A 21339-nucleotide genomic window follows, 5' to 3' on the forward strand; every position below is an offset into this window, starting at 1 on the left:
TCGAGGCTAGGCCGTGCCGCCGACATCGTCGGCGCGGTGCGCCGGCTCGTCGGGCAGGGCCATCGACCCCGTCATCCGGTTGCGGATCCGCTCGACCGGACTCGGCCGGTTGGCGTGGTCGAGCGCCTCGGCGCCGTCGGTGTCCTGCTCGGCTCGGGCGTTCGCGACGGCGCCGGCCTCTCGCCCGAGGGTCTCCGCTTCCCGCGCCGACAGGTAGTGCCGGATCGCCGCGACCGTGTCGACCCGGGCGTCGACCGCGGGCTCGAATGCGCTCGCCCAGACCTCGTACCCCCGGTCGTTCGGGTGGAACAGGTCGCCGTAGCTGTTGAAGAACGTGCGGCGGACACCGACCCGCTTCGTGATGGTGTGCAGCGGCGCCACGGTCAGCCCGAACTCCGCGGCCACACGGTGCACGATCTCGTTCGCCACCGCCACCTTGCGCTCACGGTCCGCCACGAACATACACGGCAGCTCGGCGACCACGGCGTGCGACGGCACCGCGCCGTAGATCGCCCGGATGTTCCGCTCGAACTTGTCCGGGTCGAAGTCCGCGATGTCGTTCGCCCCGATCGACACCGTGCAGATGTCGGGCGTGTACTGCCGGAGCTTCGGCAACTGGTCGCGCTTGGCACCCCACGTCGTCGAACCCGAGACGCTGAGGTTCACGACCCGCACCGACTCGTGCGAGCGGTGCCGGATCCGACGCGCCAGCAGACCCACGTACCCGCGGGACGGGACCGTCGCACCGACGCCCTGCGCCGCCGAGTCGCCGATCGCCACGTAGAGCAGCCGTCCGTCGTGCTGCTGTCGCTCGTGCCACCAGTCCGCGTGGATCGGCAGCATGTCGACCACCCGTTGCGCAGCCGCCCGTTGGCCCTTGACGCCGGCCCGGGCCCCGACGGCAGCAGCGCCGAGGACACCGGCCCCACCGAGGACGGACGTCAGGAGTGCGATGAGCGTGCGGGTCTTCATGCCGTGGACGGTACGCCCGCAGGCCGAGTCGATGACGTGGGCGGCCTGTGGGTGGGGGAAGAGCCCTGGGGGTGACCGCCTGTGGAGGGCAGGCCGACGTCGGGTGGCGTGACGGGCCTCCCGGATCGTGTAAGATCTTTCCCGGTACCGTGTCCGAGCGGCCGAAGGATCATGTCTCGAAAACATGTGTGGGGGCAACTCCACCGTGGGTTCAAATCCCACCGGTACCGCCACGAGGGCTCCTAACGAAACTCCGTGAAACTGTTTACGAAACTCGTTAAGCCCTAGCAAGAAGGCCCCCGGATCCGTCCGGGGGCCTTCTTCGTACTCTCGCGTGGCTACGCAGCCGATCCGGCGTCGCCTGCTTCGGCCGCCGCGTCGAGCGCCTCCTGCGGCAGGTACTCGCTGTACTTGTCGCGCATCGACACGAGGCCCTGGTCTCGGTTGGACTCGTACTTCAGCGACGCCTGAACGAACTTCAGTCGGTGCTCCGCATCGCCGATGACTTCCGCCCACGTCCGGACGACGATGCGGTACTTTTTGCTGCTCTGCACGACGCCATGTGGGAGCGTTGTCTGCGTCCGCTGATCTTCGACCGAGTCGGTGACGTCGTTGCCGATCAGCCAGAAGTCCCAGTGGGAGTTCGGCTGGTCGAAACGTTCGTCGTTCGTGATCGCGCTCGCGTAGCTCCTGATCTGGCTGACGTCTTCATCTGTCAGCTTGTGGCTCGGACGCTTCAGTTCGATGACGAGGTGAGCGAACTCGTTCTCGCGGGTTTCGAGGCGTCGTCCGAGTACGAGGTCTGGGATTGCGTCCGAGCCGTCTTCTCGGAGCAGCGGGGCGCTGCCGGCGAGTTCGACGTCGAGTCCGAGGAGCTTGAGGTGCTTCTTCAACACCTCGATGAGTCGTTCGTCATCGCCGGTGATGCCCCATTCCTCGCCGAAGAGCCATGTCTCGTGCGCGAGGATGCGGTGTAGTTGCCGCCGCTCGAGCATCCGCTTCTTGATGGCGCGCTCAAAGAGCACGGCGTTGAGTCCGGAGAGGAACTCGACCCTGTTTCCGACTTCGCGCCCGAGTGAGATCAGCTGCGACAGCGTCGTGTGCTCCAAGACCTCCTTCAGCTCGTCGATTCTCGCTTGCGGGAGCTGCGAGAAATTGCGAAGGATGGGGAGCAACGCCTCTGGGTCCGTTTCGAAGGTCTCTCGGAGAAGGCTCAACGCGAGCGCCTTCGACTTCGTGGCCTTGGCTTCGTCCACGGTTCGCGCTGCCGCCATGGCCACTACCTTGAATGTGTCCTGCGTCGCTCGTTCCTGGTCGTTTCGCGGCGCTGCCTTGTACGGGTAGACGCCTTCCGACTTCCAACGCTGGATCGTCTCGGCTTCGCGGCGGCGGCCCGCATTCGCGAGATGATCCCGGAGCGCATCCTTGGTCGCTTCGATGACCTTCGCGGCGGGCGACTCGCCATCGAGTTCGATCATCACACCTGATGCGTCACGGAATCCCTGCCAGCTGATGTACGCAGTGAACTCCGCACCGACGGCTCGGATGCCGGGCGCCATCTCGTCGATGATGGCGCCGTCCTCGGAGCACAGGTACAGACGTCGCTCGACTCCGGTCAGCTTCCAATCAATGATGGTGAGCTTCGCCTCGCCCGCGACTCCGTCTTGAGGCGGGAGCGAGAACTCCCGACGGTTCTCGATGACCTCACCTGGGCGGATCTCTTCGCCGAGGAAGTGGATGTGAAAGTCGTCGTGTCGCGCGAGGTGGAGAGCGAACTCCGTCAGGAGACGCCCTCGAAGCCCATCCGGTGCCTCGAAATCATGCGCAGCCGTCTTTCCGATGCCGACGATCCTCACGGTTGTGCCCGTGGCTGCGTCCGGATCGCTCGGCTCGATGTTGAACTTGTCGAGCGCGCTTCGGGATCCGACGATGCGGATGCCGGCGAGACCGCCCTCGAGCGCCTCGCTCGTCGATTCCCACTCGACGGAATCGCCGAGCGCGAAAGCGGAGTAGCGCCCCCGACCGAGCCGTCCGTGAACGTAGCGGCCGGCCCCTGAAGTTGTGCCGGGCATTCGTTTCCAGCTGTCACCGACTCGCGAGAACGCGAGCTCGGCGCGCTCGACAGTCATGCCCCGTCCATCGTCGGCGACGGAGACTGTCTCGACTGCGCCGAGCTCGCTCCGAGTCACTGTGACGTAGACGTTGTGAGCGTCTTCGTCGAACGCGTTCCAGACGAGCTCGCAGATTCCGGTGGCCGGCGTCCGTGTGTAGGACTCAAGGAGCGGCTGACCGGCTGACACGTGTACTTCGGGCACGACTCATCCTCACATACACCGCCGACTCAAGGGCGTCTCGACTCTGCCGTAGAACCCCTGTTGATGGTGAGCAACCGACTAGAGCGGATGAAGGCTCATAAAAGTACATCGATCCGCATGTCTGCGCCGATCGACGGCGGGCGCGGCGCATGCCACCGCTGGCCCCAGGGTGCCGGCATAGCTCCGGCATGACCCATCATACAAGACCCCAACGCGCCACCCCTTCCTCTAACGACCTTCGCGTAGCACAATTTGCTGATAACAATCAGCAGCGACACGCATCGGATGTGCGAGATGTCATCATGAGCTACAAGCCTCGGATGCCCGAAGCCGACTGGGCCATCGTCCGTGACTTCGTCATCGCCTGCGTGCTTGACGCCGACTTCTCGAACACGAAGTACGTCCGCGAGTACATGCGACCACTCGCTGCACTCGGTCTGTTCGGCGTCCGAGAACTGGGACTCCCGCTGACCCAACACAGCCTGCTTCAGCCGTCGGTCATCCGCCGATTCGCCAGCATGCAGACGACGGCGGTCCAGCGGGGGACGTTCGAGAGCCGCCTCCTTCAGATTCGCGAGGCACACGGAGGCGAACGGGCGGGTCGGGTGTTCGGTGCGGAACGGTCCCTCGCCGTCACGCCGCTCAGCCCGCTCGAGCTGCGTGAGATGTCCACCTACGTCCAGAACTCGCGTTCCGAGGACTGGCGACGCGCTGGTCTCGCACTGATGGGCCTGAGCGGAGGGGCCGGTCTGCGTCGAAAGGAGGTCATCTACCTCCGCACGACTGACATCAACAGCAGCGAGGACGGCTACTTCGTTCGCGTCGCCGGCGAGCCGGACCGCACCGTGGTAGTCCGTCGAGAGTTCGAGCCGTACCTCGCCCGCGCTCTCAGGGACGCGGAGGCGGACGAGTACGCCATCTTCCCGTGGTTGACCAATCAGGCGAGCCGGGAGGAGAAGCTGCGGAAGTTCCACAACCCGGAAGGCGGCCGACTTCCGGACGCGTCACGCCTCCGCGCGACGTGGCTGGCCGAGGTGTGCTCGGTGCTCACCGCCGGCGAATTGGTCTACGCCGCGGGCTTCAAGCATCTGTCGTCGCTCGACCAGTACGAGGCGTACTTCACCGTCCCAGACCACGCTGAGCTCGCGACCATCCTCCGTGACCCGCGAACCATCGAGGGTGCAAAGTGAACCGCCGCGACGTGAACCTCCGAGACGACATCCTCGACGGGGTGTTCGACGAAGCGGCGCTCGCCATCTACGAGGCCGCTCGGGAGAGCGCACTGCTCGACGTCGACGAAGTGGCTGCTGCAGGGAACAAGATCACGCCGCTGGAGGCCAAGGTCTTCGAACTCTGGGGTGCTCGCGTTGATGCCAGCGACATCGTCCCGCTCGTCGAGCGGTACAAGCGCGAAGACAGCGCAGGTAAGCGCCCCGGAGGCCGCCCGCCTGTCCTGGACACGAGGAAGTGCATCATCCTTGCGCTCGTCCTCGCAGACGACAGAACCAAGCTCAACATCCACGAGTTCGCCGTGGCGCTCCAGCACCGGATGACGAAGGAGGCGCGCGTCTTTCTCGGCGTCGATGGTGTGAAGGAGACGGGAGACCCGCAGAACGACTACTGGAACTGGTACATGCGGCTTGAGCGTGCGCTCCACGCCATCATCGACACGTTCGACGCATGGCCGGCCAAGCGTTTCCTGCACACGCGTCAGGAACGCGAGCAGGTAATCGCCGACAGAGACCCCGCTATGCGGGCACTCAAAGAACCGAGGGCGCGGGAGTTCACCAACACGATGCTCGACGTGAGCATCCAAGCCATCCCAGAGCCCTACGCGTCGGCATGGAAGGGTGCGTTGTCAGCCGACCAGAGCGCGATTCCCGCTCCGAGCCAGCGGATGCCGTGGAAGCGCGACCACGAACTCGACGGCAGCCCCGAAGTCCCGGATGAGATTGAGGTCTTCGACGAGGACGGCAACGCCGAATGGGTCGAGGCTCCCAAGAAGGTGCTCGAGATTGATGCGACTCCCTACCCCCGCGACAAGGGCAAGCAGGACAAGGACTACAACGGACGCCCGAGCGAGTTCGACCACGCGTACGCGGCGAACATCATGATGATGATGACGGAACCCGACGACCCCTACGCACACCCGCAGATGGTCGTCGCAGCGAGCCTCCACAAGTTTGGACGAAGCATCGCCGAGCACACCATTGCAGGTGTCGACTGGGTTCTCGAGAAGGGACGGCCGGTCAAGCGACTCACGGTGGACCGCGGCTACAGCGCGGGTATCTCTCTGGACGAGTTCCACAAGCCCCTCGCGCAACGTGGAGTCGGTCTCGTCATCGACTACGCGAAGTGGCAGCTCACCGAGAGAAAGGAGACGGTAGCTGGGGGCCTCCAAGTTGAAGGCGACGTGCTCTGCCCCGCAACGCCCCTCGACCTCCGAACGCTCAGCGAGGACGCGCGAACACACAAAATCACTCCGAAGGAGTACTTCACGAAGATTCTCGAGCGGCAGAAGTACCGCGCCCGACCCAAGGGCACTCCGGACGCGAACGGCGGTGTCTACATGTTCTGCCCGGCTCGTCGCGAGAGCCCGATGGTGACCTGTGACCTCGTCCACATGCACGCCAAAGCGAGCCGCAACCCATCGGTCGCGCTGAAGCGTCCTCACATCGACCCGGACCTCCTGCCGGTCATCAAGGACACCATCTGCCTTGACGACACGTTCCGGCTCGAGTGGGACGACGCGCTGGACACGCGCCAGGTGTTCCCGTTCGCGACCCCCGAGTGGCTGAAGACGTACAGCCACGACCGTCGGTCACAGGAGAGCTTCAACGTGTACCTCAAGGACGTGCACGGACTCGGCGACCCGGACCGCAGGCAAATGCGCGGGCTCGCCGCACAGAGCTTCATCTTCACGATGGTGCTCACCGTTGCGAACTTCTCGCGACTGAACAAGTTCCTCGCCGACCGCGCCGCCGGCATCGAGAAGCCCGAAGCCCCACGGGCCCGCGACGTCAACGGTGACTCGAACTACCGCCGCTTCTACAAGGCGCCCCGTCGCCGGAAGGGCCTGACGCTCAAGGAGCAACGCGCCATCACCGCGGAAGTGAAGAAGCAGGAGGCCGAAAAGGCAGCCGCCGCGTCGAAGCCCCTCGGACGGGCCCGCGGCAGGAAAGCTGCCGACGCGCAGTAGTGCAGGACGCTTGACGGGACTACTGTCTGGTCGTCCCGTCAAGCACCACGCAGCCAGCGCCGTCGATCGTCGACATCTCGTATGGGAACGAACGGAATCAGCCTGTCGAGCGCTTCGCCCGACTGCAAGCCCGCCGCCTCCAGGAGGACGTCGAGCGGCGTTCCCTTCGCCAAGTGGTTGACAAGCCAGGTCGAACGCATCCGGCGGGCCTGCATGTGTACGCGTTGGCTGCTACGTGTGACGAAGTCGGAGATGAGGTTGGGATTCCCACCCACCTGGCCCGCACGGAACATCCAGCCGTCACCGTCGATGAAGTCGAAACGATCCCGCACCCCGTCCTCCCAAGCCTCGTCGACGATCACGACTCGCGCGATACCGCGCCGCACGCGAACGGAAACAGCGTCGCCGCTGATCGTTACGTCACCCGCAACGACGTCGCAAATCTCACGACCCGTCAGCCCGGCTCCGATCCCCAGTGAGAGCAAGCCCCGCGCGGACGTTCGTCGCTCGGGCGATAGCTGCGCGCCCGCCCAGGTGAGGAGCGCCCCGAGCTCGCGGTCGGAATACGGGCGGAGCGGTGAAGTCGGTTGGATCGGCATGACGAAGTCGGGCGCCCGCTGCTTGTCAGCCAAGAGCGAGGGCGCCATGCTTCGGAGCTTCGGAGCTTCGACCGCATCGTCGCCCGACCTGAGTTTGTGTAGGTCAAGAGCGCCTCCGCGGAAAACCGGTCGATGGCTGACGATTGAAACAGCACGCTCGACTTCAGGGGGTAACCGACCTGCTCAACCGCCCATCGGGCGAGCTTCGCAGTGACGGGGTACAGCTGCTTCTCGGTGTAGGCCGTGTGCGGCGACGCCGTTCGAACCACGTCGCGCACGAAGTCGCCGATCCGCGCCCAGAGTTCCGGCGGCATCACCGGCGTGTAGTCGTAGTGGTCGGGCACGCTCGGGTCCTCAACTTCCGCTCGTCGTCGCTCGTGGTTACTGTAATCAGCATGAGCGAGCTTGGTCCGGCGGCTATCCGAATCGTCCGCATCGGCGGATCGTCCATCGACTTGCGATGGGTGCGCGGGATGATCGTCCCGCCGGGTTATCAGACCGACGTCGCCGACCTCGGAACCCGGGCCGAGGTATCCGTCGTCCGGGGAAACGAGGTCGTCGGTGCCACCGTGGACCTCACGACAGGCGAGCGTCAGGTTGAGACGACTGCTCCCACCGGCTCTTCGGTCGTTCGCGTAGCGATGGTGTTGTTGGACCTGCTCATCGTTGGACGCGGGGTGAACGGTGCAGATCGGACATTCGCGCGTCTTCGAGACGTCGTGACCGTGTCTCCCGCGCTCCCAGCCGGCTCAGTTCTCCGCGCTTCGTCTGCTATTCCGCTGCCCTCGAGGGCTTCGACCGTGAACCGCCCGGCTTCCGCAACGGGGCGCGAGTCGGATACAGGTCGGCGTTCAGTCCGATTTCGAGCCGGGAGATCGTTGCGAGGTCGGGCCAGGCGCGGCCATGAAGAATCTTGAGCAGCGTGACGTGGTGGATTCCAGCGTCTTCGGCGACCGAACGCAAGGAACGGCCCTCCATCGCGTCGTGGAGGTTGAGCACGAACTGTCGCGCTACCTCGGCGGATGGGTCGGTGGAGTGCCGATCTGGCCAAGGCGCGGGGGCGAGTTCAGCGGGTGTTGAGCGCGCGGTCCGTGCCATAGCTCAAGGGTACGAGGTGGGTGTCGGCTGCGGATCAACCGCGCCGCCCAGGACCGGTTGTCGCCGACAGGCGACCATGATGCCGTGCGGTCCGAGCACGCGCGCCGTCAGTGTGTGGGAAAGAGTCGGTCGACGGCATGGCGGCGTTGGACTTCTCACTGTCGGCCTGCTGCCTAGATTGCTGCACTGGAAGTAGAACGAGGGTGAACGCTGCTGCGTTCACCCTCGTCGTTCTCGGACGCCGAGCGGGGCGTTCGAGAATCTTCTACTTCAGCTGCTCCGGGGTGCCGGCGGTAGCGGTATCCGAAACGGCCTCCGGGTGCTCGGTGAGGTCCTGGAGCGTGCCGCCGGCGGCAACGACCTTCGCGGACTCCTCCGGCACACGCAGCCACCGGACGGAGATGCCAGCGAGGACGTACAGTGCCGCGAAGATGATCGTCACGCCGCCAGCGCCGAGCGGGGCGAGGAAGATCGCGACGATCAGCGGGCCGACGAAGGTCGCTGCTCCGGCGCCGAGGTTGAGTACGGCGATGGAGTTCCCCTTCTGGCCGGGGGCCATTAGGGACATGAGCACCGAGATCGGGGTGAAGCCGGCGAGGGTCACGCCGAAGAACGCAGCGCACAGGGCGGACACCCAGTACTGGTCGGTCGCCTGGGGGATGAAATAGAACGCCAGGACTGCAATCGCGGATCCGATGCATCCGAACCACCGGAGGGTGCGGTGCCAGCCGAGTCGGTCGGACAGGACGCCGAAGAACAGGTTCGCGAAGATGTTCGATGCGCCGAGGATGAACACCAGTTGCAGCCATCCGGCGGTGCCGAATCCGAGGTCCTTGGCGAAGATCGTCGGGAAGAAGACGAACAAGCCGAACTGCGGTGCGGTGTTCACGATGCGGACGAGGCAGCCAAGGCCGACGCGGGGTCGGGTGAAGGCGATCGCCACCGAGTTGACGATGCTCTTGCCGGTGGTGACTTCGGGGCGGGCAAGCCGGTTCCCGCCTTTCGCGCCTTTGAGTCCGATGAGGGACACGACTGCGCCAAGGGCGACGAGGACGAGGGATACCCACAGCGTGAGGTACTCGCCGATGATCGGTTCTGTCCCGCTGGCGAGCAACGACCCGAGTGTGGGAAGGCCGCCCGTGAACGCGAAGTAGAACCAGCCGACAGCAGAGCCAAGTCGGTGCGCGGGACTTCCGGCGAGAACCCAGACGAGGAAGCCGTAAGCGAAGAACGGGTATCCAATGCCGCGAAGGCCGTAGATGACCAGCATCAGCCAGTAGCTCTGGGTCGGGAGCGCTACGGCGAGGAAGAGCACCTCGAGGGCGGCCCAGGAGACGGCACCGATGATCATGACTCGCCGCGGACCCCAGACGTCGGAGAGTGCTCCGGACAACCAGGATCCGATAGTGACGACGGCGCCGTACACGGAGATGATGATCGCCGCGTTCGTTTCGGTGCCGGCTCCGTTGTTGGCAAGGTACGGGGCGATGTAGCCGGATTCGACGCCGTCGCCGATCATGAACAGGAGCAGGCCGACGAAGCCCCAGACGAGCGGCCGGGGCAGGCCGATCCGGTCGATGAAGCCAGTGGGGGCGGGGCCGCTGGTGCGGATGTGCGTGGTGGACATGGCGGGTTTCTTCCGTGAGGGCAGCGTCACTGCTGCGGGAGGAGGTGCACCTTGCGGGCGGTTTCGGACTTCGCTGCCTCGAGGGCGGCCGCGTAGTCGTCGAGCCCGAAGGTGTGGGTGACGGTGCGGGGTGCGAGGTCGTCAAGAGTGACGATCTCGGTGACCGCGTCCGGGTAGGACGTGGCGAGGGACTGGGAGCCGATGATGGACAGCTCGCGGTCGAACAGGTCGTACGGTCGGAGGTCGATGGTGGCAGTGGGGCTGACAACGCCCATCTGGAGGAGCGTTCCGCGGTTCGCGAGTCGCGTCAGTGCGTCGGACACAGCGGCCGGATGACCGGATGCTTCGATGACGAGATCGATGTTCTGTTCCCCGGAGTTCGTTCCGGGCTGCCCGGCGGAATCGGCTCCGAACTCGAGCGCGGCGTCGCGGCGCACCGGGCTTGGTTCGATGATCTCGATGGTCTTCGCTCCACGCGCCTTTGCGACGGCGAGGGCAAGGAGGCCAATGGATCCCGCCCCATAGATGAGAACGCGCTGGCCACTGATCGGCTTGATGCGGCCGAAGGCGTGGAGCACGCACGCGAGGGGCTCGATGAGCGCACCGGTCGCCCAATCGACACCTTCAGGCAGCTTGAAGACGACCTTCTCGGGCACGGAGACGAGCTCAGCGCATGCGCCGTTCACCGTGACGCCGATCGGGTAGAGGTTCTCGCAGAGGTTCGTGGCACCGGCCAGACATTCGACGCAGTGTCCACAGTTGACGTTTGGGTCGACGGACACGCGGTCACCCACGGCGAACTTGCTGACATCTGATCCGATTGCGGTGACCGTGCCGGCGAACTCGTGTCCGGGGACGATGGGGAACGTTCCGGTCGGGTAGTCGCCAGAGGCAAGATGGATGTCGGTGCCGCAGATCCCCACCGCTTCAGGGGCGATCACGACGTCGTTTGCCCTGGGGGTCGGGGCAGGGATGTCGGCGATTTCGATCGAGCCTGTGCCATCGAGCACTACTGCGCGCATCTTCGTTGATCCTCTCGGGAGTCGCGTCGCGGACGCAGAGCATCCGCTTGACAGGTGCGTTCTCCCGGTGACTGCTACGTCATTGGGCGAGCCGCAGGAGTGACAGTACGACGTCTTTCACGCAATGTCCATACGCGTCGGACTGTATAGACAGAATCCGTTGGGCAGGACAGGATGGAGCCATGTCCTCTCCCGTCGGTGAACCCACTGCTCATACCGGAACGCTGTTCCTCCAGCCCGACCGCAACCTGGCGCTCGAGCTCGTGCGTGCGACGGAGGCAGCGGCGATCCGGGCGCAGCCGTGGGTCGGGCGCGGTGAGAAGAACCTCGCGGACGGTGCCGCCGTCGACGCGATGCGGAAGTTCCTCGGCACGGTGAACTTCGACGGTGTCGTCGTCATCGGTGAGGGCGAGAAGGACAACGCCCCGATGCTCTACAACGGCGAGCACGTCGGCAACGGACACGGTCCGGCCTGCGACATCGCCGTGGACCCGATCGACGGCACCTCGCTCACCGCCGCCGGCCGCCAGAACGCCATCTCCGTGATGGCCGTCTCGGACCGCGGCTCGATGTACGACCCGTCCGCCGTGTTCTACATGGACAAGATCGCCGCCGGTCCCGAGGGCCGTGGTGTCCTCGACCTCGAGAAGCCGATCGGCGACAACATCCGTGCGCTCGCGAAGGCGAAGGGCAAGGACCTCGAGGACATGCAGATCGCCGTCCTCGACCGTCCCCGCCACGACGAACTCATCCGTGCGATCCGTGCGACCGGCGCCGGCACCCGACTGCTGCTCGACGGTGACGTCGCCGGTGGCATCGCGGCGGCGCTGCCCGGGTCGACGATCGACATGTGCGTCGGTGTCGGCGGCACCCCGGAGGGCATCATCACCGCGTGCGCGATCAAGGCGCTCGGTGGCGTGATCCTCGGCAAGCTCCAGCCGAAGGACGACGAGGAGCGCGAGAAGGCCATCGCCGCCGGACACGACCTCGACAAGGTCCTCGACCAGGACGACCTCGTCACGGGCGACAACACGTTCTTCGTCGCGACGGGTGTCACCGACGGTGTCCTCGTGGACGGTGTCCGCCGGTCGCGTGGTGTCATCCACACGGACTCGCTCGTGCTCCGGTCCCGGTCGAACACGATCCGCCGCATCCAGGCGGACCACCGCGCCGAGAAGTGGTTCTGATCGCGGCCCCTCGAACCTGACCTCGAACTGGCGGATCCGATCAACTGCGATCCGTCGGGGGTCGCGTCATCCGTGGTGTCTGGCGCGACCCCCACACCCCGTACTGTTCAAAGGAGAGCACGATGACCATGGACGTCACACCCGGGACCGCGACTCGCGGTCTGCTCGATCGACTGGGACTTCCGGTGCCACTCGCTCTGGGATTCGTCGGGGTCCTGCTGTTCATGATCGGTGACGGCGTCGAATCGAACTACCTCTCGCCGTTCCTTGTGGACAGCGAAGGGTTCAGCGAGTCGGCCGCCGCTGTCACCATCAGCGCGTACGGAATCTTCGTCACCATCGGTTCCTGGCTGTCCGGAACGCTGTCGTCGATCCTCGGTCCGCGCAAGGTGATGATCATTGGTGCGATCACCTGGGTCGTCTTCGAGGCACTCTTCCTCCTTGTCGGTGTCGAGGCAGGTGTGCACTGGGTGGCGATCGTCGCGTATGCCGTCCGTGGCGTCGGCTACCCGTTCTTCGCATACGCATTCCTGGTCTGGATCAATACCGCGACCCGGCCGGAGCAGCGTGGAAGCTCGGTTGGCTGGTTCTGGTTCGTCTTCGGGGCTGGACTCCCCACGCTCGGTTCGCTCATCGCGAGTTGGTCCATCCCGATCCTGGGCGAGGTCGGCACGTTTTGGCTTGCCACGCTGCTCGTGATCATCGGTGCGGTCATGGCGATTTTCGGTGTTCGGGACCGAGCGCACGCCGGCCCAGCGCGCACGGGTGAAAGCGCCTTCGGCGAACTCGCAAAGGGCTTGACCATCATCTGGCGACAACCACGGGTGGCTATCGGGGCCGCCGTCCGCCTCATCAACACGGCACCGAACTTCGCCCTGTTCGTGGTCGCACCGTTCTTCTTCACCGAGCAGGTCGGGTTCAGTCAGTCCCAGTACCTGCAGATCGTGACCATCGTCTACACCGCGAACATCTTCGCCAACCTCTTCTTTGGAGTCCTCGGCGACCGTTTCGGATGGCAGCGCACAGTCCTGTGGTTCGGGTGCGTCACCAGCGCGGTTGGAGCGGCGCTGCTGTACTTCGTTCCGCTCCTCATCGGTCCCAATTTCTGGGCCACCGTCGCCTGCTGGGCGATCTTCGGGATCGGCCTTGCCGGCTTCGTCCCGCTGACAGCGCTGGTGCCGTCCTTCGTCCCTGCCCGTGACCGCGGGAGCGCATTGGCCGTCTACACTCTCGCTGCCGGACTGTCGGCGTTCGTGGGACCAGTCTTGGTCGGCGCACTCGGCGGCGCTGCAAACCTCCCGGTGCTGATCTGGACCTTCATCGGAATGTATCTACTTGGAGCAGTGCTCTGCCTGGCGCTCCACAGTTTGGAGGACCCGAGGAATCTTCGGCGCGGCTCCCCGAGCTCCACCAGCACGGACCGGCGCATCCCGCTTAGTGAGTAGCTCCCAACGCGTCGGAGGCTGATATCTGCCAACCGATGGCCTCAGCAGCCAGAATGGCTGCTCCTACGGCCGCGACCTCCGGTTCCTCCACCACCCGCATCTGCTGATCGGTGACCCGCTCCTTGATCGCCACCCAGCCTCGGGCGCGTGACCAGCCGCCGGCCGCATAGACCGGAGCTGTTTCCGGCATCAGTGCCGCGACGTCCCTGATCGCGTCTGCGCCAACCCGAGCCAGAGCTCCGAGCACGGCCGAGGCTCTGGCCAACGGTGCAGCTGGAGCGTCGAGCGAGTAGCGGGGCCGCCCGCCGCCGGGGCCGCCTGTGATGAACGCGTCGGAATCAAAGGCCGGGTCCGGCGTCGAAACGCCGACGACCAGATTCCGCAACTCGACCGCGACAGCAGGGTCGAGAGAGGCCCACTCGACGTTCCGTGTGAACTCCTCGACGCACAATAGCGACGTTCCGGGATGTCCCACGCCCGGCGCGACATCGATGGTCGGCGTTCGGCGCAATCGAGAGCGACTCTGAGCCACGACGACCTCGGCCGTGCCCATCGAATCGAGGATCGCATTCGGTGCAATACGGTCGACGGCCCAACCGCCAACGGGATGGTCATGCCCACCGACGACGACGACCGCGTCAGCTCCGACACAACCCACGTCGGCGAGGCGATCCGAGCGCAGTGAGCCGACTACCGTTCCCGCGGAGAGCACGGGTGGGAGAAGGTCCAAGTTCCCGAGCGTTGCGTTCACCGACTCCGGTATCCACGATCGAGTATCGCCGTCCCACGCTGCCGTCCGCGCTGCGATCGTGTCGCTCATGAATGCTCGGCCGCTCCAGGCGGCGCCGACGGAGTCCGTGACGGACACCCAGCTCGCCGCGCGTGCAAGTTGGCCTTCCTGGTGTGCCCATCGCCACCCGACGACGGTGCGCGCAGGGTCCGGCGTAACTCCGACGCTTGGGCGGTCGATCAGATGGTCTCGAATCGAGGTGAACATCCTGCTGCGCCTCGGATCGAACCAGGCCAGTGCTGGAGCCAGCGGCGACAGCGCGGCATCCAGCGGTACCCCGTCCTCCCCCACACCGACCCCCGACGTCGCGACCACGGCGTAGGAGTCACCGCAGACCTCGATGACCATGTCCTCGACGAGAGTGCGGAGCCCACCGGCATCGATCGATAGATCGGCCGGGTCACGCGGTGTCGCCCGCTGCGTGCGCGCCACCACGGTGCTACGGGGATCGACGGCAACGACCTTCGTATTCGTGCTACCGATGTCGATCCCGCAGACGATCGGAAGTCGATGTGTCGGGGCCACGACATCATTCTGGCCTATTGCCCGCACCGACTGCTTCATCTGGGTTGTACAGATGGACTAGACAATCTGTACTGGCCGACCTAGCATGACTCTCGTCACGAAACGGCGGACCACCATCGGGAAGGCCCTCGTCGCAGCGACGCGATGACGCTGTCATCGACGCTGCCGAACGACTCTCCCTGGTCTGCGCAACTGCATTGCACGCGCCTAGAGGCCGCACCTCAACGAGGTGTCGGCGGTGCCGAACGAGAGGAAAGAACCGTGCCCCTGGTCAGCGGTATCGAAGTCATCAACGAGTGCACGACGCGAGGTCTCGTCGCAGGCGCCTTCAACACGACCAACATCGAGACGACCATGGGTATCGTCGCCGCCATCGAAAAGGTCGGCGTCCCGACCTTCATCCAGGTCGCCCCGACGAACGTCTCCCTGTCCGGCTTCGAGTACATCTACGACATGGTCAGCCGACGCCTGGAGCACACCGATGTTCCGGTCGCCTTGCACCTCGATCACGGGAAGTCGTTGGACGCAGTGAAGGACGCCCTCGCTGCGGACTTCACGTCCATCATGATCGACTACTCCGAGTACCCGTACGACGAGAACGTCCGGGTCTCCAAGATCGCCCGTGAGATGACGCCAACGACCTTGGCGCTCGAGGCGGAGCTCGGCAGCATCGGCGGCAAGGAAGATGACGTCGCCCCGGAGTTCGCTGCGCACACGAACCCGCAGCAGGCCGCGGAGTTCGTCGCGGCGACCGGCACCGACATGCTTGCCGTCTCGGTCGGCAATCAACACGGCTACATGCCGAATGCGGCGATCGACTTCGATCTCCTCGCTCAGGTCCGCGATGCCAGTCCCGTTCCCCTCGTCATCCATGGCGGATCAGGGTTGCCCGACGCTCAGTTGGCGCGCCTGCACGAGTTCAACGTCGTGAAGGTGAATGTCGCCAGCGACCTGCGGAACGCGATGATCCGCACGTTTGGCGAGGCATACAACGCGAACCCGAAGGAAGCATCGCTCATCCGGGTGTCGAAGGACGCGGTCGCTGCCATCACGGACGTGGTCGAGAAGCGCATCCGGACCCTCAACCCGTCCGTCGCCTAACTCGCCGCCTCGTTCACCGTCGAACTGAAGGACTCACCCCGTGTTGCCCACGATCACCGTCGACATCGGCACGACCAGCGTCAAGCTCTGCATGTTCGGCGCGGATGGCGTACTGGCTTCGGCCGCGAAGCGTCCGACGCCCACGATCCGAGATGCATTGGGTGAGATCTACGACACGGACGCGCTCCAACGATCCATCGGCGACTTCGTCGGGTCGATCGACCCGGCCGTCCGCGCAACGGTGCGAAGGATCGCTATCGCTGGAGTCGGTGAGTCGGGCGGACTGGTTCACGGGGATGGTTCCTTAGCGTCACCGATGGTGCTCTGGCATGACCACCGCGGTGCCGACAGATTGGCTTCACTGAGCGACGCGGATCGGGCGCGGGTGTACTCGATCACGGGGTTGCCGGTCAACGCGAACTACGGCTTGTCCAAGGTCGCGTGGGCCGTCGAAGCAGGTGGAGCGAAAGCAGAGGGTGCGCAGTGGTTGAACGTCGCGGAGTACGTCGCCGCGACACTCACCGGGCAACGGTGGTCCGAGTACTCACTGGCGAGCCGCACGATGGCGCTCGACCTCGAGGCGCGCACCTGGTCCGAGGAGATGTGCGCAATGTTCGAGCTCAACCCGAACCGTTTCCCGGAGTTGAGGACCGCTCTCGACGGCGCCGCCATCGCGCCGGCAGTAGCTACAGCCCTCGACGTCGACACCAGCGTCGTAGTCCACGTGGCTGGCCACGACCACATGGTGGGGGCAGCGGGGGCGGCTCTGACGACCGATGAGATGCTGAACTCCACGGGCACGACAGAAGGGGTGCTCTTCCTCTCGGACACCCCGTCACTCGGACCGGACTTCGCGAGCTCGAAGCTCGCGAACGGGATCTCTTGCACGGGAACAGAGTTCACGCTGTTCGCATCCATCCCGACGGGCGGGTCCGCGTTCGCCACGTTGCAATCGTTGCTCGGCCTTCCTGCCGACCGGCTTGGCGGCTGTATCGACGCAGTGCATCAGGAGTATGTCGAAGGGCGGATCGATCTCGACCGCATCCCGATGGTCTTGCCCCAGTTCCGCGGGAGTCCACCGCCGACGAAGAACGCCGCCGCGCGCGGCGTAATCGCCGGTATCGGCACGGACACGTCCACCGAAGAACTCGTCTTCGGCTGCTTCCTCGGCATGGTCATGCAATTCCAGGACGTACTGAACCTGTTCCCCGCTGCGGCAGGCGAGGTGAAGGTCATCGGGCCCGCCAGCGGGAACATGCTGTGGCAGCAGCTGAAAGCCGACCTGCTCGGTACCCCGCTGTCTGCGTCGCGGTTTCCCGAAGTGGTCAGTCGTGGAGCCCAAATCCTGGCCTCGGGCGACGCACCTCGATGGAGCGACTGCGATCCGGACGACGTGACCGTCCAGCCCGAGCGCCACGCTGCATTGACCGCCTGGCGTCAGTCGATCATGCCGCGATGGGAGCACCTGAAGGCGCTCGCATCATGAGGACCATCACGAGCACTAACGGAGGCGAGGCAAAGATGCTGGTCGCAGGAATCGATTCGTCCACGCAGATGTGCAAAGTGACCGTCCGCGATGCGGCGACGGGCGAGCGGATCCGCGAGGGCAAGGCATCACACCCGAGCGGCACAATCGTCCACCCGAACGTGTGGTGGGAGGCGCTGTTGACGGCGGTGCGGCGCGCCGGTGGCCTCGACGACGTCGTAGCCATCTCGGTTGGCGGGCAGCAGCACACGCCGGTCTTCCTGGCCGCCGACGGCGAGGTTGTTTGCGACTCCCCGCTTTGGAACGACACCGGGTCCCACTCGCAGATGGTGGATCTCAACCGCGAGCTCGGTCGCGATGAGTGGATCCGGCGCACTGGCCTGCCGTTGACCTTGTCCGACACGGTCGTGAAGCTGCGTTGGTTACGGGACACCGACCCCGCATCGGTCGAGCGAACCGCGGCGGTCGCCGTCGTCCACGACTGGCTGACCTGGCGACTGATGGGCTTCGGCCCCGGCAGCGGCGCCCTCGACCGACTCACCACGGATCGTTCCGAGGCGAGCGGCACCGCGTACTGGTCGCCGGAAACAGGAGAGTACTGCGAAGACTTGTTCGAGCACGCTTTCGGCAAGTCCGCGACTCTCCCGAAGGTGCTCGGCCCGACCGATAGCGCTGGCGTCACTGGCGATCGCATCCCCGGTATCCCCGCTGGCATCGTTCTCGGAGCCGGAAGTGGTGACAATGCCGCCGCGGCTCTTGCTCTGGACGTGAGTCCCGGCGACACCGTTCTTTCCCTAGGTACCTCTGGCGTGGTCTACACCCGCTCGAAGGAGGCCGTTCACGATTACGCCGGCTACGTCTGCAACTACGCGGACGCCACCGGTGACCAGCTGCCCTTGGTCGCGACGCTCAACGCAGCGCGGAACTTCGAACTCGGAGCTGGACTCCTGGGCTGCACCTTTGACGAGCTCTCTGATCTCGCTCTCTCCGCTCCGGCTGGCGCCGAGGGGTTGACGTTGTTGCCGTACTTCGAGGGTGAACGCACCCCGGATCTTCCGCACGCGCGAGCGTCATTGCATCAGGCGTCGTTGACTAACTTCAACCGCGCGAATTTCGCCCGCGCCATCATCGAAGGCACCCTGGCAAGCCAGGTAGAGATGCTCGATGCTCTGTCCAGCTGCGGCATCCGCACCGACCGCGTCGTCCTCATCGGTGGCGCGGCACAGAGCGAAGCCGTGCAGCACATCCTCACCCAGATGGTCGCCGTCCCGGTCGTGGTGCCAGAGCCCGAGGAGTACGTCGCCAAGGGCGCCGCTATGCAGGCCGTAGCGGCCGCAACAGGCGCGTTCCCAATCTGGTCTACGAACGGCTCGGAGCTCGCTCCGCGAACGCTCGAAGCTCAGATCTCCCGACAACACGACGCTGCCAAAGTTGCAATGGGCTACTTCGAAAAGGGACCGGCGGCAACCCCGACACGTTCGGAATCGCCTGCGTAGAGCGGTCTCATCGGCGAGGTGCCTGGGCTGTACACCCTGTCTGTATGAGATGGTCATATGATCGGCCAGTGACGGGTGAGGGCCCCGAGCGATGGAGACAAGGTGACCGAGCAGCAGATGATCGACCGCCAGTCGCCTGTGCCGTACTACCAGCAGGTGGCCGACGTCCTCGAGCAGCGCATCACGTCCGGAGCGATCCCTGTCGGAGAGCGGCTGCCGAGCGAGAACGATCTCTGCGCGGAATTCGGTCTCGCTCGCGCCACGGTTCGGCAAGCACTGCAGCATCTCGAATCGCGTGGGCTGGTGCAACGGGTCCCGAACCGCGGGGTGTTCGCCGCCCAGCCGGCGCCGACACAGGGTTGGGTCATCCAGAACACTGAGGGCTTCCTCGAGAACGCGGTCGGACGTCAGAACCGTGCCGTGACCACAACAGTTCTCCGGTCGGGCGCCGCGCCTCTTCCCGACTTCGCTGCTCGATTGCTGCAGGTGCCGGAAGAGACCGTCGGGTTCGAACTCGTTCGACTTCGCGACCTGGACGGCGTGCCGGCGCTGTACAGCGTGAACTACAGCCCCCCGGAAGTCGTACCCGTTGTAGAACATGCACGAGAAGTGCTCGACGGCACCGGCTCTCTCACCGACCTCCTTACGCGCGCCGGGTACCCGTTACGCGGCGCCCATCGAACCATCCGTGCGTTGCCGCCGACTCCCGAGGTGGCCGAGGCGCTCTCGATCAGCCCCACCGAGAACATCCTCTGTGTGCAGTCCACGTCCTGGACTCGGAACGATCTTCGATTCGATGTCTACGAGACATGGGTCCGAAGCGATGTTGTTCCTCTCGAAGTGAACGTCAGCACCGTCGACCTCGGCACCGCTCGCTGAACCTGGCGACTCGTGAGCTCGACGTGCCGATCGTCGAACTTGCCGTTGGTTCCGTGCGCTGCGTGGTCGCAGTCAGGGGGGGCGAAGGCGCAAACCTGGGTGCCTACGGCGTTGCGTACTACCACGCGTCCGGGCCGGAGGAGAGAAGAAGCGGCACCGGCGCGTGCCGCGGTGGTTGATCAGTCCGGAGAGTGGTACTCACGGCGGAGGAGCGCCCGACCCGCGGCGAGAGACGCGTGAATCATCGGCGCTGTGATGGGAATGCTTCCTTCTCCGCGTCGTTGCACGATGCTGATGAAGGCGCCCTCGGTGCGTCCGTCGGCGAGGATCGCGCCGTGCACGAGGAACGGTTTCAGCTCTTCGCCCTGAGGGGGCACTTCGATAACGATGATGGTCTTGCCCGCCGAAGTGGGGACCTCGTCTACGCGCAGCCCCGCAACAGGTGGGTACAGGCGTCGGTCAAGGGCACGCAGGTATCGGGCTGCGCTCCCCGGTCTCGCGTTCACACCATCAACGGCGCGGATGACTTCGCCGCCGGGGACCTTTTTGGTCGCCGCGCCGAAGACGACCACGCCGCCAGCATCACCGTTGGCGAACCGCGCTACCGCCTGCGCCAAGGAGATCTCACCAGACGCTTCCCCGGCCGCGTATTCGAGTTTCTTCGCGTCCAACCAGTCGCCTTCGGGCAGACCGATCAGGAGGTCAGCGCCGCCACCGCGAACAAGGTCCGCGACGGTCATACGCGACGGCGCCGCGTTCATCAACGCGTCCAGAAGCCGAGCGGCGTCCTTCCCTAGTGCAAAGAGCTCCTGCGCGCTCCGGCCACGTGTGCTTGGCCGAATGACGAGAGTGACGACCAGAGTGGAAGATGCGGTCGACAGGTCATCGACGCGGGCTGAGTGCAGCACGGCGCTCCGGCGGGAGAGCATCGGGGTTAGCAGCGCGCGGACACGCTCAAGCGCACCCCTTTCGTCCTCATCAGGGCCGATGTTGATGACGTCGTCAAGGGTGACAACCAGCACGTCGCCCTGCAGTGCGAATCCAACGTTGTCAACGATTCCGTCCTCGTCGAAGTACTCGTCCGGGACGGCCGACACCAACGCGACCGCGTCGTCACTGTCGTAGAACGCTGCGTTCGACCGAAGTGCGGCCCGAAGCTCGGCCGCTTGGATGTTCGGCAGGTTGCCGACCTTCAAGACGAGCTCGCCAGCCGGGCCGTGATGCCCCCGTTCGCCCTGGACGACCCATTCCTCGTCACGGCGTGAGAAGTGAACCGACGGCATGAGAGCACCCTCCTTGAGTGATGAGCACCTGTCGGCTCTAGACTTCCACAATGTCGTCGGCAGCCGCCCCAACATCGTCCGTAGCCATCTTCAGTGACAGCATGCCTCCGGCGGCACGGATTTGGTGCGTACGTCAACTGCCTGGAACGTTCTGATGTTTGAGCGACTGAAAGGCGTGCGCGGCCGTCATGAGAATCGTGATTCAGCTTCGGTGGATCTCAGTGCGAACCGCGCGGTGACGACGACCCTGCTTCGGAACCCGCTCGAATGGCGGATCCGAGCCGTCGAGCACGTTGGGTTCGACACCGCCAGTAC

General features: G+C 65.2%; 16 protein-coding genes and 1 tRNA gene. 9 read left to right on the forward strand and 8 right to left on the reverse strand.

Translation table 11 applies throughout. The annotated features are described in order from the left end of the window. Positions 1–6: 6 nt before the first annotated feature. Positions 7–972, reverse strand: coding sequence for an SGNH/GDSL hydrolase family protein (locus KZI27_RS02195; protein WP_222659130.1), 966 nt, complete (start codon positions 970–972; stop codon positions 7–9). Positions 973–1115: 143 nt separating this feature from the next. Here KZI27_RS02195 and KZI27_RS02200 point away from each other — a divergent pair. Then, positions 1116–1205, forward strand: a tRNA-Ser gene (locus KZI27_RS02200). A 105-nt stretch (positions 1206–1310) separates the two neighbouring features. Here KZI27_RS02200 and KZI27_RS02205 read toward each other — a convergent pair. Then, complete coding sequence (locus KZI27_RS02205; protein ID WP_222659131.1) at positions 1311–3287, reverse strand: ATP-binding protein; 1977 nt, start codon at positions 3285–3287, stop codon at positions 1311–1313. Between the two features lie 320 nt (positions 3288–3607). Between KZI27_RS02205 and KZI27_RS02210 the strand changes: the two genes are divergently transcribed. Both KZI27_RS02210 and KZI27_RS02215 read left to right on the forward strand, forming a co-directional pair. Continuing rightward, positions 3608–4477, forward strand: a complete 870-nt coding sequence (locus KZI27_RS02210) for a hypothetical protein (RefSeq protein WP_222659132.1) — start codon at positions 3608–3610, stop codon at positions 4475–4477. After that, positions 4474–6486 carry a hypothetical protein gene (locus KZI27_RS02215; protein WP_222659133.1) on the forward strand — a complete coding sequence of 671 codons (2013 nt, stop codon included), beginning with the start codon at positions 4474–4476 and terminating at the stop codon, positions 6484–6486. Before KZI27_RS02210 ends, KZI27_RS02215 begins: the two co-directional genes overlap by 4 nt. 38 nt (positions 6487–6524) lie before the next feature. Here the strand turns inward: KZI27_RS02215 and KZI27_RS02220 are convergent, their stop codons facing one another. The 4 genes from KZI27_RS02220 to KZI27_RS02235 form a co-directional block, all read right to left on the reverse strand. Next, positions 6525–7133: a hypothetical protein gene (locus KZI27_RS02220; protein ID WP_222659134.1), complete on the reverse strand. Its 609-nt coding sequence runs from the start codon at positions 7131–7133 to the stop codon at positions 6525–6527. Between the two features lie 723 nt (positions 7134–7856). Then, positions 7857–8183 (reverse strand): helix-turn-helix domain-containing protein, encoded by a 327-nt coding sequence (locus tag KZI27_RS02225; protein WP_222659135.1) that lies wholly within the window; start codon positions 8181–8183, stop codon positions 7857–7859. Between the two features lie 265 nt (positions 8184–8448). Next, the gene (locus tag KZI27_RS02230) at positions 8449–9810 is read right to left on the reverse strand and encodes an MFS transporter (protein ID WP_222659136.1); all 1362 of its coding nucleotides are present in this window, start codon (positions 9808–9810) and stop codon (positions 8449–8451) included. 26 nt (positions 9811–9836) lie between these two features. Further along, the gene (locus KZI27_RS02235) at positions 9837–10832 is read right to left on the reverse strand and encodes an alcohol dehydrogenase catalytic domain-containing protein (protein WP_222659137.1); all 996 of its coding nucleotides are present in this window, start codon (positions 10830–10832) and stop codon (positions 9837–9839) included. Between the two features lie 182 nt (positions 10833–11014). Between KZI27_RS02235 and glpX the strand changes: the two genes are divergently transcribed. Both glpX and KZI27_RS02245 read left to right on the forward strand, forming a co-directional pair. Then, complete coding sequence (glpX, locus tag KZI27_RS02240) at positions 11015–12019, forward strand: class II fructose-bisphosphatase (RefSeq protein WP_222659138.1); 1005 nt, start codon at positions 11015–11017, stop codon at positions 12017–12019. 68 nt (positions 12020–12087) lie between these two features. Further along, entirely contained in the window at positions 12088–13464 is a 1377-nt protein-coding gene (locus KZI27_RS02245; protein ID WP_261784258.1) for an MFS transporter, read from the forward strand. Here the strand turns inward: KZI27_RS02245 and KZI27_RS02250 are convergent. Further along, positions 13454–14779, reverse strand: a complete 1326-nt coding sequence (locus tag KZI27_RS02250) for an FGGY family carbohydrate kinase (RefSeq protein ID WP_222659140.1) — start codon at positions 14777–14779, stop codon at positions 13454–13456. The two genes, KZI27_RS02245 and KZI27_RS02250, sit on opposite strands and share 11 nt — an antisense overlap. A 261-nt stretch (positions 14780–15040) precedes the next feature. Between KZI27_RS02250 and KZI27_RS02255 the strand changes: the two genes are divergently transcribed. From KZI27_RS02255 to KZI27_RS02270, 4 genes are all read left to right on the forward strand, one after another. Continuing rightward, positions 15041–15880, forward strand: coding sequence for a class II fructose-bisphosphate aldolase (locus KZI27_RS02255; RefSeq protein WP_222659141.1), 840 nt, complete (start codon positions 15041–15043; stop codon positions 15878–15880). Positions 15881–15920: 40 nt separating this feature from the next. Beyond that, positions 15921–17366 (forward strand): FGGY-family carbohydrate kinase, encoded by a 1446-nt coding sequence (locus KZI27_RS02260; protein WP_222659142.1) that lies wholly within the window; start codon positions 15921–15923, stop codon positions 17364–17366. After that, the gene (locus KZI27_RS02265; RefSeq protein WP_222659143.1) at positions 17363–18862 is read left to right on the forward strand and encodes an FGGY family carbohydrate kinase; all 1500 of its coding nucleotides are present in this window, start codon (positions 17363–17365) and stop codon (positions 18860–18862) included. Before KZI27_RS02260 ends, KZI27_RS02265 begins: the two co-directional genes overlap by 4 nt. Before the next feature lie 102 nt (positions 18863–18964). Further along, a complete protein-coding gene (locus tag KZI27_RS02270; RefSeq protein ID WP_222659144.1) occupies positions 18965–19741 on the forward strand; it encodes a GntR family transcriptional regulator in 777 nt (258 codons plus the stop codon). 179 nt (positions 19742–19920) lie between these two features. Here the strand turns inward: KZI27_RS02270 and KZI27_RS02275 are convergent, their stop codons facing one another. Then, positions 19921–21024, reverse strand: coding sequence for a helix-turn-helix domain-containing protein (locus KZI27_RS02275; RefSeq protein ID WP_222659145.1), 1104 nt, complete (start codon positions 21022–21024; stop codon positions 19921–19923). Positions 21025–21339 lie beyond the last annotated feature (315 nt).

Origin of the sequence: Curtobacterium sp. TC1, assembly GCF_019844075.1 — a bacterium.
Taxonomy (GTDB): domain Bacteria; phylum Actinomycetota; class Actinomycetes; order Actinomycetales; family Microbacteriaceae; genus Curtobacterium.